Origin of the sequence: Qipengyuania profundimaris, assembly GCF_030717945.1 — a bacterium.
GTDB classification, from domain to species: domain Bacteria; phylum Pseudomonadota; class Alphaproteobacteria; order Sphingomonadales; family Sphingomonadaceae; genus Qipengyuania; species Qipengyuania profundimaris.
Genome location: NZ_JAVAIM010000001.1, coordinates 61131 through 74513 on the forward strand (window position 1 = coordinate 61131; position 13383 = coordinate 74513).

General features: G+C 64.8%; 9 protein-coding genes. 7 read left to right on the top strand and 2 right to left on the bottom strand.

The genetic code is table 11. The features are described 5' to 3' along the window. Positions 1–161 precede the first annotated feature (161 nt). The 6 genes from rpoN to Q9K02_RS00290 all read left to right on the top strand — a co-directional run bounded on the left by rpoN (position 162) and on the right by Q9K02_RS00290 (position 7235). Positions 162–1613 (top strand): RNA polymerase factor sigma-54, encoded by a 1452-nt coding sequence (gene rpoN, locus Q9K02_RS00265; protein WP_305931070.1) that lies wholly within the window; start codon positions 162–164, stop codon positions 1611–1613. Positions 1614–1752: 139 nt separating this feature from the next. Further along, entirely contained in the window at positions 1753–2448 is a 696-nt protein-coding gene (gene ctrA / locus Q9K02_RS00270; RefSeq protein WP_050601718.1) for a response regulator transcription factor CtrA, read from the top strand. 153 nt (positions 2449–2601) lie between these two features. Next, positions 2602–4398 carry an SLC13 family permease gene (locus Q9K02_RS00275; RefSeq protein ID WP_305931071.1) on the top strand — a complete coding sequence of 599 codons (1797 nt, stop codon included), beginning with the start codon at positions 2602–2604 and terminating at the stop codon, positions 4396–4398. 44 nt (positions 4399–4442) lie between these two features. After that, complete coding sequence (gene trmB / locus Q9K02_RS00280; protein ID WP_305931072.1) at positions 4443–5144, top strand: tRNA (guanine(46)-N(7))-methyltransferase TrmB; 702 nt, start codon at positions 4443–4445, stop codon at positions 5142–5144. 59 nt (positions 5145–5203) lie between these two features. Beyond that, positions 5204–6571 carry an NAD-dependent succinate-semialdehyde dehydrogenase gene (locus tag Q9K02_RS00285; protein ID WP_305931073.1) on the top strand — a complete coding sequence of 456 codons (1368 nt, stop codon included), beginning with the start codon at positions 5204–5206 and terminating at the stop codon, positions 6569–6571. 10 nt (positions 6572–6581) lie between these two features. After that, a complete protein-coding gene (locus tag Q9K02_RS00290) occupies positions 6582–7235 on the top strand; it encodes an SDR family NAD(P)-dependent oxidoreductase (RefSeq protein WP_305931074.1) in 654 nt (217 codons plus the stop codon). Here Q9K02_RS00290 and Q9K02_RS00295 read toward each other — a convergent pair. Then, the gene (locus Q9K02_RS00295; protein ID WP_305931075.1) at positions 7232–8368 is read right to left on the bottom strand and encodes an aminotransferase class V-fold PLP-dependent enzyme; all 1137 of its coding nucleotides are present in this window, start codon (positions 8366–8368) and stop codon (positions 7232–7234) included. The genes Q9K02_RS00290 and Q9K02_RS00295 overlap by 4 nt on opposite strands. 4 nt (positions 8369–8372) lie before the next feature. Further along, on the bottom strand, positions 8373–10634 hold the full coding sequence (locus Q9K02_RS00300) for an NADP-dependent malic enzyme (RefSeq protein WP_305931076.1): 2262 nt from the start codon (positions 10632–10634) through the stop codon (positions 8373–8375). Positions 10635–10748: 114 nt separating this feature from the next. Between Q9K02_RS00300 and mutS the strand changes: the two genes are divergently transcribed. After that, positions 10749–13373, top strand: a complete 2625-nt coding sequence (mutS, locus tag Q9K02_RS00305; RefSeq protein ID WP_305931077.1) for a DNA mismatch repair protein MutS — start codon at positions 10749–10751, stop codon at positions 13371–13373. Positions 13374–13383 lie beyond the last annotated feature (10 nt).

Consider the following 13383-nt stretch of genomic DNA (forward strand, 5'->3'; position numbering starts at 1 on the left):
GGGGGGCGCCCCCCCCCCGGCGGCCCGGGGGCGGGGCCGGGCCCCCCCCCCCCCCCCCCCCCCCAAACCGTTTGGGGGGGGGGGGGGGGGGGGGGGGGGGCGAGGGCCGGTGCCGCAAGGAAATCGCGTATGCGCTTTCCGCACTCAACAGAAAACTCAATATGGCGCTGACCCCTCGCCTCGACCTCCGGCAAACCCAGTCGCTGGTGATGACGCCGCAATTGCAGCAGGCGATCAAGCTGCTCGCGCTCTCGAACCTCGAAATCGAAACCTTCGTCGGCGAGGCGCTGGAATCCAATCCCCTGCTCGAAATGGGCGAAGTGCGGCGCGAGGCGGGCGATGACGCTCCGCAACGTCCGGACGAGCACGACAGCGAGCCGGACATGGGTGGAACCGAGGCGCTCGACGTCTCCGACCGCGCGCTCGACCCCGAGGCCGCCCCCGGCGATGGAGGGGACTGGGGCCGCGCCGCCAGCGCCGGAGCGTTGTCCGGCGACGAGCTGCCGGACCTCGAAAACCGCTCTTCCGACGGCCCGACGCTGGCCGAGCACCTTTCTGACCAGGTCGGTGCGGCGTCCTATTCGCAGGCCGAAGCACTGACCGCCCTGCGGATCATCGGCGAGCTCGACGAGGCAGGATACCTCCACACCGACCTGGGCAAGATCGCGCAGGAACTCGGCGCAAGCGAAGAGGAAGTCGAGGATGCGCTACTGCTCGTCCAGTCGCTCGACCCGACAGGCGTCGGCGCGCGCAGCCTGGCAGAATGCCTGACGCTGCAGGCGAAGGAAGCCGATCGCTACGACCCCTGCATGGCTGCGCTAATCGAGAATCTCGATCGCCTCGCCGCGGGCGATGTTGCGCGGCTCAAACGCCTATGCGGTGTCGACGACGAGGATTTCGCCGATATGCTGGCCGAACTGCGATCCTACGATCCCAAGCCCGGCTGCCGCTATGGCGGTGGGCGCGAGGCTGCGATTGTCCCGGATGTGCTGCTTAATCCGAAAGGCGAAGGCTGGGACATCAGGCTCAACGAAGCGAGTCTGCCGCGCCTCGTCGTGAACCGCGAATATTATTTCGAGCTCAAGGCCGGTGCGCGCGACAAGGCCTCGACCGCATGGCTCAACGAGCAATTGGGCGAAGCCGACTGGCTGATCCGCGCCCTCGACCAGCGTCAGCGGACGATCCTGAAGACCGCCGCCGAAATAGTGAAACGACAGGAAGGCTTCTTCCGCGAAGGCGTCACCGCCATGCGCCCGCTGACCTTGCGCGAGGTCGCCGAAGAAATCGAGATGCACGAAAGCACGGTCAGCCGCGTGACCAGCAACAAGTACCTCGCCTGCCCTCGCGGGACGTTCGAGCTGAAGTATTTCTTCTCGAGCGGGGTGGCGGCGGCCGATGGCGAAGGCGCCAGCAGCGAAGCGATCAAGGCGCGCATCAAGGCGCTGTGCGACAGCGAAGACCCGAAGAAGGTCCTGTCCGACCAGAAGCTCGCCGACACGCTCAACGAGGAAGGCTTCGATCTCGCCCGGCGCACGGTCGCCAAGTATCGAGAAGCGATCGGTATCGGCTCGAGCGCTCAACGACGTCGGGAAAAAAGGCTTAAGAATCTGTGACGCGTTAATGCCACAGCCAAAAAAGTTAACGCGCTTTACCCGCTGTTAACCTTTTCCCTTCAGACCTTGTGTGGTTAATACAGGTCAACACCTCTTAGCGAGGGGTTACCGGACACTAGGGACCAACGGGGGATTTCCCATGCGTGTACTGCTGATCGAAGACGAACCGACCACTGCCAAGGCGATCGAGCTCATGCTCACGACCGAAGGCTTCAATGTCTATTCGACCGATCTTGGCGAAGAAGGCCTCGATCTGGGCAAGCTGTATGATTACGATATCATCCTGCTCGATTTGAACCTGCCCGACATGCATGGTTACGACGTGCTCAAGAAACTGCGTGTCGCCAAGGTGCAGACCCCGGTCCTGATCCTGTCCGGCATTGCCGAAATGGACAGCAAGATCCGCAGCTTCGGCTTCGGTGCCGACGATTACGTGACCAAGCCCTTCCACCGCGAAGAGCTGGTTGCCCGCATCCATGCCGTGGTGCGCCGCTCGAAGGGCCACAGCCAGTCGGTCATCCGCACCGGCAAGCTGGCGGTGAACCTCGATGCCAAGACCGTCGAAGTCGACGGCGCCCGGGTCCACCTGACCGGCAAGGAATATGCGATGCTGGAGCTGCTTTCGCTCCGTAAGGGCACCACGCTGACCAAGGAAATGTTCCTCAACCACCTCTATGGCGGCATGGACGAACCCGAGCTCAAGATCATCGACGTCTTCATCTGCAAACTGCGCAAGAAATTGAGCCATGCATGCGGCGGCGAGAACTATATCGAGACCGTATGGGGCCGCGGCTATGTTCTGCGCGATCCGAACGAAGAGGCGGAAGCCGCCTGACACGAAATACCCCTGGACGGGAATAGCGAGGACGCCCGGCAGCCACTGGCCGCCGGGCGTTTTCGTATCTTGCATGCTGCGCAATCTATCTTGGCAGCCCTGATGTTCTCTGCGATTTGGCACCGTCAACATGCGAAGGTGCATCGGGCCCCTATGGCGATTCTCTCGGATTACTCGGCCCAGATCGGCTGCTTGCTGCTGGCCGCTACCTTTATCGCCTTCCTGCTGGAGCGTCAGCCGCCCGTCGTGATCGCCATCGCCTCGGCCGCGCTGATGATTGCGCTGGGCTATCTGCCGGCGAAAGACATGCTCGGCACATTCGCCAATTCCGCGCCGATCACGATTGCAGCGATGTTTATTCTCTCGGGCGCGCTGCTGCGGACCGGAACCCTCGAGTGGGTCTCCGGCTGGGTTATCCGCCGCACATCGCGCAGCCCAAAGACGGCAGTGGCGGAGATCGGCGCGGGCACCGTGCTCGCCTCGGCCTTCATGAACAACACCCCGGTCGTCATCGTAATGATCCCCGTCGTGCGCAAGCTGGCGCAGGTCCTGAAGGTGGCCGCCACCCGCCTGCTGATCCCGCTGTCCTACATCACCATTCTCGGCGGCACGATGACGCTGATCGGCACCTCGACCAACCTGCTGGTCGACGGCGTCGCGCAGGAGGCCGGTCAGCGCCCCTTCGGCATATTCGAGATCACCGCAGTCGGTGCGGTGGCGCTGGTTTCCGGCCTTGCCACTCTGCTGGTACTCGGCCCCTTCCTGCTGCCCAATCGCGGCAAGCGGATCGAGGACGACGAGCGGGAAAGCGACCTCTACCTCACCCACCTCATCCTTGAGGGCAAGAGCCGCTATGTCGGACGGCAACTGGCAGAAACCGACATCGGCCGTCGGCCCCAGGTCAAGATCGTCGGCATTCGGCGCGGCTCCGAAATGCGGCGCCACAATCTCGACGAACACGTGCTGCAGGCCGAGGACCATCTGATCGTCAGCGCCAGTCCGGAGGAAATCAACTCCCTCGCCGAGGCCCCCGATTTCCGCACCGGATTGGTGGGGGTAGGAGGCGGCGTCGCGACGTCCCGTACCGACCGCCCAGCCGACCTCCGCATCGTCGAGGCCGTTATCTCTTCCTCGCATCCCATCGTCGGCAAGCGGCTTGCGGATATCCCGCTCCTGTCGCGCTTGCGCGTACGCGTGCTCGGCCTGTCGCGCCCTCGCCATATTCCCGGCCCGACGCTGGCGGAAGCAAGGGTGCGCGCCGGCGACCGGCTCCTGATAGCTGCCGGCAGCGATGCCGCCCAAGCACTGCAGGGCAATATGCAGCTGACCCATGTAGGTGCCACCAGCGCACGCTCGTTCCGGCGCGATAAAGCTCCCATCGCGATCGCCACTCTCGCCGCCGTGGTTGTCGGCGCGGCAGTATTCGGCCTGCCGATCGAAGCGCTCGCCGTGTGCGGCGTGGCCGTCGTCCTCCTCACCCGCTGCGTCGAACCGAGCGACGCGTGGGGCAGTCTGGACGGGAATACGCTGGTCCTGATCTTCGCCATGCTGGCTTTCGGCAAAGGGCTGGAGAATGCCGGTTCGATCGAGCTGATCGTGGCCGCGATCGAGCCCTATCTCGGAGCGAGTTCACCCCTCGTCCTCATCCTGATCGTCTATGCGCTGACCAGCATCCTGACCGAAGTGGTGACCAACAACGCGATTGCGGTCATCATGACGCCGATCGCGATCGGTCTAGCGGAAAGTGCCGGAGTGGACGCGCGCGCTTTGATCGTGGCGGTCATGTTCGGCGCCAGCGCCAGCTTCGCGACCCCGATCGGTTACCAGACCAACACGCTGGTCTATGGCGCGGCGAATTACCGTTTCGCAGACTTCCTGAAAATAGGTGTGCCGATGAACATCGGCGTTGGCATAGCGACATCCTTCGCGATCTGGGTGTTCTTCGCCTAGCGCACATCTGGACCGGCCTTGCGGACACCGCTAACGCGCGGCCCATGTCTGCATTCAAGGAAGGCGATCCGACCACGCTCAACCGGCTGTATGGCCGCAGCCAGGGCAAGCCCCTGCGCGCCAGCCAACAAGAGCTGGTCGACAAGCTGCTGCCGCAGATCAGCCCCCTGGCGGAAGGCCCGGTCACGTCCCAGGCGCTGTTCGGCTTCGACCGCCCGCTACATTTCGAGATCGGCTTCGGCGGCGGCGAGCACATGGCCGAGCGCGCCGACCTGCTCCCCGATCATGGCTTCATCGGTGCAGAGCCATTCCTCAACGGCGTGGCGCAGGCACTGACCCATGTGCGTGAGCGGACGCTTGCCAATGTCCGCATCCATCACGGCGACGCGCTGGAGGTGCTGGGTCGCGTGCCCGACGGCGCGCTCACCATGCTTTACCTGCTGCACCCCGATCCCTGGCCCAAGAACAAGCATGCCAAGCGCCGGATGATGAATGACGGTCCGGTGCGCATGTTCGCCGACAAGCTGAAGTCGGGCGGCGAGTTCCGCTTCGGCACCGATCATCCGGTATACCTGCGCCATGCCCTGATGGTCATGCGTCGCTTCACAAATGAGTTCGAATGGCTGGTGGAAGGACCCGGCAGCTGGCAGAACCGCCCCTCCGGCTGGCCCGAAACCCGCTACGAGCACAAGGCGCGCACGGTCTACGGCCACGAGGTCTGGTATTTCCGCTTTCGCCGAAGGTAGCGCGGAACGACACCGGGTAGGCGGCGATTGATAGGGCAAACCCAATCGGAGCCGCTCCCATGATAACGACCACCAATCCCGCGACCGGCGAGACCATCGCCGAGTACGAAACGCTCGATGAAAACGGCATCGATGCGAAGCTCGAAGCCGCTGCCCGCACATATCGCGACTGGCGCACAAGCCCGCTCGACAAGCGAACCGCAGTGCTTTCGAAACTCGGCAATCTCTACCAGGGCAACACGGAAGAGCTGGCGAAGCTTGCCGTCACCGAGATGGGCAAGCCGATCACGCAGGCGCGCGCCGAGGCCGAGAAATGCGCGAGCCTCTTGCACTATTATGCCGAGCATGGCCCGCCGATGCTGGAGTCGAAATTCTGGGACCTGTCGGACGGCGGCCGGGCGGAAGGCCGCTGGCTGCCGCAGGGTCCGGTCCTCGCGGTGATGCCGTGGAACTTCCCCTACTGGCAGGTCATCCGGTTCCTCGCGCCGACGATCCTCGCCGGCAACGTCGGCGTGCTCAAACATGCAAGCATTGTGCAGGGCGTTGCTGCACGCATGGAGGAACTGGTCCTGGAAGCCGGTGGCCCAGAGGGGCTGTTCCAGAACCTGTGCGTATCCTCCGACCCGATCGGCTCGGTCATCGACGACGACCGCGTCGTCGCCGCGACACTGACCGGGAGCGAAGGCGCTGGTAGCGCCGTGGCCGAGCGGGCAGGCAAGAACCTGAAGAAAGTGGTGCTGGAACTGGGCGGCAGCGACCCCTTCATCGTCATGCCCTCTGCCGACATCGACAAGGCGGTTGAAGACGCGGTGACTGCCCGCATCCAGAACAACGGCCAGTCATGCATCTGCGGCAAGCGAACCATCGTCCATGCGAACGTCTATGACGATTTCGCGGACCGCTTCATCGCAGCGCTGAAAGAGGCGAAGCTTGGCGATCCGATGGAGGAGGACACCGATCTAGGCCCACTGTCGAGCGAGGGTCAGCGCGACACGGTGCTGAAGCAGGTCGACAAGGCGAAGCAAGAGGGCTGCACCCTGCTGTTCGGCGCGGAGAAGCTCGACCGACCCGGTGCGTGGATGACCGCCGGCCTGCTGACCGACGTGCCACTCGCCAGCGAGACCGGGACCGACGAAATCTTCGGCCCGGTCGGCCAGCTCTACAAGGCGAAAGACATCGACGAAGCGACGACCATCGCCAACGCCATTCCCTACGGCCTCGGCTCTGCGGTTTTCACGAACGACGATGACGAGAAAGAGCATTTCGCGAATGCCATCGAAGCAGGCATGACGACCTTCAATGCAGTGAACGGCTCGAAGATCGAAGCGCCGTTCGGCGGTATCAAGCGCTCGGGCCACGGGCGCGAGCTGGCCGAGTTCGGCCTGCACGAATTCATGAACCTCAAGACGCTGGTCCACCCGGCTTAGGAGATACGAAATGAGCAAGACCATCCTTATCGTCGGCGCATCGCGCGGCATCGGCCTCGGCCTCGTCAGGGAATTCACCTCGCGCGGATGGACCGTGGTGGCGACCGAACGATCGAAGAGCGACGAGCTCCATGGCGTAGAGGGCATCGAGATCGCCACGCTGGACGTCACCGATCCTGCCACCTTCGATAATGTCGACGGGTCCTTCGATGCAGTGATCATCAACGCCGGCATCACCGGAGCAAAGCATCAGGACAGCGCGCAGGCTACCCGCGACGAAGTGGCGGACGTGATGATGACCAATGCCTTCGGCCCTGCACATCTGGCGAAGGTGCTGCTGCCGAAGATCGCCGAGGGCGGAACGCTGGCGTTCATGTCGTCGCTGATGGGCTCGATCGACGACAGTTCGGGCGGCTACGAGCTGTACCGCACCAGCAAGACCGCGCTCAACATGCTGGCGAAGGGTATTGCGGAGCAGGATGCAGAGCCGCGTAATATCGAAGTGCTCGCGCTGCATCCCGGCTGGGTCCAGACCGACATGGGCGGACCCAATGCGACGCTGACGATAGATGAAAGCGTCAGCGGCCTGGCCGATGTGATCGAGGGCGCGGGTAGCGGCGGTTTCCGCTACGTCGATTACAGCGGGAAAGAACTGGCGTTCTAGCCGAGGCACTCCGCCAGCGTCGCCAGCAGTGCGTCGTGGTCGGCTTGCGTATTGTAGAGATGCGGGGTCACCCGGAGCGATGCTCCGCGTAGCGACACATGCACGTTGTTCTCCGCCAACCGCTCGGTCAGGCCACCGGGTACGCCGTGCGGAAGTTCGAGCGAGAGGAAATGCGCTGCGCGGGTGCCGATAGTGGCAGAGGTGAGGCCGAGCTTCGCAGCGTCTTCAGCGATTGCGCTTGTTCGCTCCGCCAACGCCTCGGCGATGCGGTCGACGCCGGATTCCATAAGGAAATCGATCCCGGTGCGCGCACCGCGAAGCAGCGGTGGGTTGGATTTCTCGCCCATGTCGAAGCGCCGCGCGCCGGGCTGGAAATCGCACCGGTAATCGAGGAGCCGGGAGAAATCTTCCGACCCGCCGCGATTGATCCAGTTGTGCTCGATCGGCTGCCCGCCATGATACTTCGGAGCAACATACAGCATGCCGATCCCATAGGGCCCCATCAGCCATTTGTAGCAGGCGGCGACCGCGAAATCGGGTTGCACCTTGGCGAAATCTAGCGGCATCGCGCCCAGCGACTGGGTGAGATCGAGTACTAGCGCCGCGCCATGCTCGCGGCATTTCTCGCCGACCGCGACCAGGTCGACCACGCGCCCGTCGGCCCAGTGGCAGTTGGGCACGGTGACGATAGCTGTGTCCGGTCCGATTACATCCAGAACTGCATCGCTCCAGCAGGATTGCGATGCTCGCTGCACGGCGATGACCTCCGCGCCGGTCCTGCTGGCGAGGTCCTGCCATGCATAGACATTGGAGGGGAACTGATCGGCCAGAGTGACGATCTGCTGACCTTTTGCAATCGACAAATTTTTCGCGGCGACGGCCAGACCGTAGCTGACCGAAGGGACGATTGCGATACTATCTAGCGGCACGCCCGCCAGCCCGGCTGCTGCGGACCGAAAGTCCTCCGCCACGCTGAAGAAGTCCGCCGGGCGGAAATTCCACGGCTGCTCTTTCAGCCGCGCCGCTGCCACCATCGCTTCGCTCACTTCATGCGAGAGCGGCGCCATATAGGCGCAGTTGAGGTAATGAACCTCGTCGGGGATGCTGAAGCGATGGCGCTGCGAAGCGATCAACGGATCAGCCGACTACGCCCGCGCTCGCCAGCACGGCCAGCGTCAGCACGTCGGGCGCGATGGAGGTCATCGGCGCAATCTGGACCGGCTTCTCCATCCCGATCATCATCGGTCCGACCGTGGTCTCGCCCGCCAGCTCGCGCAGCAGCTTTGCCGAGAGATTGGCAGACTGCAGGCCGGGCATGATCAGCACGTTCGCGGGGCCGGACAGGCGGCTGAAGGGATAGAGCTTCATCACCGTCGGGTTGAGCGCGGCGTCGGGCGCCATCTCGCCCTCGTATTCGAAGCCCGGTTCTTCGGCGTCGAGGATCGCCACCGCATCGCGGATATTGTCGAGCCATTGGCCCGACGGGTTGCCGAAGGTCGAATAGGACAGGAAGGCAACGCGCGGCTCGTGCCCCATGCGCCGCGCCACCGCCGCGGTTTCCTTGGCGATATGCGCCAGCTGCTCCGACGTCGGGCGCTCGTTGATCGTCGTATCGGCGAGGAAGACGGTCGAGTTCTTGCCGATCATCATGTGGATGCCGAAGGGTACCGCGCCCGGCTTGGGGTCGAGCACGCGGCCGACCTCGCGCGCAGTCTGCGCGAAGGTGCGCGTGAGGCCGGAGATCATCGCATCGCCATGGCCGAGAGCCACCAGCAGCGCGGCGAAGACGTTACGCTCTTGGTTGACCATGCGGCCGACATCGCGCTCGGTATACCCGCGGCGCTGCAGGCGCTTGTAGAGGAAGTCGACCATCGCGGGCACCTTGTCCGACACGGCCGAGTTCTCGATGATCCAGTCGTCCGGATCGTCCACCGCCAGTTCGCGCAGCTTTTCGAGCACCTTCTCGGTCCGCCCGACGAGGATCGGTTCGCCATAGCCGAATTCGCGATACTGGATCGCCGCGCGCAGGGCGACGTCTTCCTCGGCTTCGGCAAACACCATGCGCTTCGGATTTGCCTTGGCCTGCGCGTAGATATTGGTGAGCGCGCCCGTCGTCGGATTGAGGCGCGCCTTCAACTGGTGCCGATAGGCCTCGAAATCCTCGATCGGCGCCTGCGCGACCCCGCTGTCCATCGCCGCCTTCGCGACCGCACTCGATACGACCTCCATCAGACGCGGATCGAAGGGCGCGGGGATGATGTAATCCTCGCCGAACTGATGCGTGACGCCATAAGCCGCCGCGACTTCCTCGGGCACGCGCTCGCGGGCGAGTTCGGCGATGGCGCGGGCGGCGGCAACTTTCATTTCTTCGTTGATGGCGGTCGCCTGCACGTCGAGCGCGCCGCGGAAGATGAAGGGGAAGCCGAGCACGTTATTGACCTGGTTCGGATAGTCGGACCGGCCCGTGGCAATGATCGCATCGGGGCGCACGGCCTTGGCGTCCTCCGGCATAATTTCGGGCACCGGATTGGCCATGGCGAAGATGATCGGGCGCTCGGCCATCTTCCCGACCCACTCGGGCTTGAGCGCACCGGCAGCCGACAGGCCGAGGAAAACATCCGCGCCCTCCAGCGCCTCTTCCAGGCTACGCGCCTCGGTCTCAGTCGCGTGGGCGCTCTTCCACTGGTCGACGCCCTCGCGGCCCGGATAGATCGGGCCCGACCGGTCGCAGACGATGACGTTCTCCGGCCGCACCCCGACCGACTTGATCAGCGCGGTGCAGGCGAGTGCCGAAGCGCCCGCGCCATTCACGACCATTTTCACATCCTCAAGCTTGCGCCCGGTGAGGTGGCAGGCATTGATCAGCCCGGCTGCGGAGATGATGGCGGTGCCGTGCTGGTCATCATGCATGACCGGAATATTCATCCGCTCGCGCAGCGCCTGCTCGATGATGAAGCATTCGGGCGCGGCGATGTCTTCCAGATTGATGCCGCCGAAGCTCGGCTCCATCAGCGCGACGGCTTCGATGAACTTTTCCGGATCCTCGGTATCGAGTTCGAGATCGATGGAGTCGACATCGGCGAAGCGCTTGAAGAGCACGGCCTTTCCTTCCATCACCGGCTTCGATGCCAGCGCACCGAGATTGCCGAGGCCGAGGATGGCGGTGCCGTTGGAAATGACCGCGACGAGGTTGGAGCGGGCGGTGTAGCGCGCGGCGTCCTTCGGATTTTCCGCGATCGCTTCCACCGGCGCGGCGACGCCCGGCGAATAGGCGAGGGAGAGGTCGCGCTGCGTCGCCATCGGCTTGCTGGCGATGATCTCGATCTTACCGGGGCGGATCGTCTCGTGGTAGAACAGCGCTTCGCGCCGCTTGAATGCGCTCGTATCGTCTTCGGACATGCAGACCTCGTTGCCAGTTGCCCCGCCCCTAACCTGCTTGTCCGCCCAGCGGTAGGGGAAACCTGCCGCTCCGCCGCTTCCCGAATCGGAAGCGCACAAGCTACGGCATGGGGCATGTCCGGCCAGCCGACCCCGATGATGCAGCAATATCTCGCGCTCAAGCGCGAGGCCGGCGATGCGCTGCTGTTCTATCGCATGGGCGATTTCTTCGAGCTATTCTTCGAGGATGCCAAGGTGGCTGCAGGCATCCTCGACATTGCGCTGACCAGCCGCGGCGAGCATGGCGGAGAACCGGTGCCGATGTGCGGCGTGCCGGTGCATTCGGCGGAAGGATACCTCGCGCGGCTGATCAAGGGCGGCTGCCGCGTCGCCATCGCCGAGCAGACGGAAACGCCCGACGAGGCCAAGGCCCGCGCCAAACGCGACGGCACGCCGACGTCCAAGGCGCTCGTTGCGCGCGACATCGTGCGCTTCGTGACGGCGGGTACGCTGACCGAGGAGGCACTGCTCGAACCGCGGCGCGCGAACCTGCTGGTCGCGGTCGCTCCGGTGCGCGACGGCGTCGGACTGGCGAGCTGCGACATCTCGACCGGACGCATGGAGCTGGAAGAGTGCGAGGCGAGCGCGCTCGATGCTGCCCTGGCGCGGCTGGGTGCGAGCGAAGTTGTGGCGCCGGAAGATTGGGAAGACGGCACCGAAGATGTGATCGCCCGCCCACGCGCCGACTTTCGCAGCGAGGATGGCGAAGCGCGGCTCAAGAGCATCCACGGCGTCGCGACGCTCGACGGGCTCGGAGACTTCACGCGTCCGATGCTGGCTGCCGCTGCGGGCCTCATCGCCTATCTCGACCATGCGGGTCGCGGCGAGCTACCCTTCCTACTTCCGCCCGTGGCGCGCGGATCGGGCGCGCATCTGGCGATGGATGCAGCAACCCGCGCGAGCCTCGAAATCCTCGAGGCTCAGGGTGGCGGGCGCGCCGGAAGCCTCGTCTCCTGCATCGACCGCTGCGTCACCGGCGCGGGGGCGCGGCAGCTGGCGGAGGATCTGGCTGCGCCGCTGGCGGATCGCGGACAGATCGAGGCGCGGCATGCCGCCATCCATCATTTTCATATCGACCCTCTGCTGCGAGCCGATCTGCGAGCGTTATTGAGGCAGGCTCCAGATATCGGTCGCGCTCTGGGGCGGCTGGTCGCAGGACGCGGCAGCCCGCGCGATCTCGGCCAAATCCGCGATGGCCTGTCCGAAGCGCGCCGCGTGCGGGGGGTGCTGGAAGCGAGCGCGGACCTGCCTGCCCTCCTCCGGGACGCGCTGACGGCCTTGGGCGGCCATTCGGCGCTCATCGACCATCTCGATCGCGCCCTCGTTCCCTCGCCACCGACGGAGCGCCAGCAGGGCGGCTACATCGCCAGCGGCTACGACCACGCGCTCGATGCGCTGCGCGAGACCAGCGGCAATGCGCGCAAGGCGATAGCCGCGCTGGAAGCCAGATATCGCGAGGAAACCGATACCGCCTCGCTCAAGATCAAGCACAACAAGGTGCTCGGCTATTTCATCGAAGTTCCTGCCAAGCACGGCGACAAGCTGATGGCGGCGGACAGCGGCTTCACGCACCGCCAGACCATGGCGGGCGCAGTGCGGTTCAACTCCATCGGCCTGCACGAGGAAGCGACCCGCATTGCCGAGGCTGGCGCGCATGCGCTGGCGGCGGAGGAAGCGCATTTCGAGGAACTGGTCGGTGAGGTTGTGACCGCGCGGCAAGCGATCGCCGCCACCGCCGCCGCGCTCGCCCGGATCGATGTGGCCGCAGGGCTGGCGGAACGCGCGGTCGAGGGCGACTGGGCGCGCCCCGAAATGCTCGACGCGCCATGTCTCGAAGTCGTCGGTGGACGTCACCCGGTGGTGGAGCAGGCACTGGCGAAATCGGGCGAGCGCTTCGTCGCCAACGATTGCTCGCTGGGTGAGGACGACCGGCTCTGGCTGATCGGCGGCCCGAACATGGGCGGCAAATCGACGTTCCTGCGCCAGAACGCGCTGATCCTGCTGCTGGCGCAGGCTGGCAGCTATGTGCCGGCGAGTAGCGCGCGCATTGGTTTGGCGGACCGGTTGTTCAGCCGCGTCGGTGCGAGCGACAACCTTGCGCGCGGGCGCTCCACCTTCATGGTGGAGATGGTCGAGACGGCTGCCATCCTTTCGCAGGCCACGGAGCGCAGTTTCGTCATTCTCGACGAAGTCGGGCGTGGCACGTCGACTTACGACGGCATGGCGCTGGCATGGGCGGTGGTCGAGGCAGTTCACGAGCAATTGCGCTGCCGCTGCCTCTTCGCGACGCATTACCACGAGCTCAGCCGCCTTGCCGACACCTGCGACGCGCTCAGCCTGCACCATGTGCGGGCGCGCGAGTGGAAAGGCGACCTGGTGCTGTTGCACGAACTTACCGGCGGCGCCGCCGATCGCAGCTACGGCCTCGATGTCGCACGTCTGGCGGGCGTACCCCAACCCGTGCTGAAGCGCGCCAAGGCGGTTCTTGCTAAGCTGGAAAAGGGCCGCGCGGAGACCGGCGGGCTCGCCGCAGGACTGGGGGAATTACCGCTGTTCGCAGCAAGCTTGCAGGCCGAAAACGAGCCGGACGATGCGCTGCGCGACGCGCTCGAAGTGCTCGATATCGACACGCTCAGTCCGCGCGAGGCCTTGGACAAGCTCTACGAACTCAAGGCGCTGGGAGGTTCAACCAAGCCTTAACTTCCGGCGC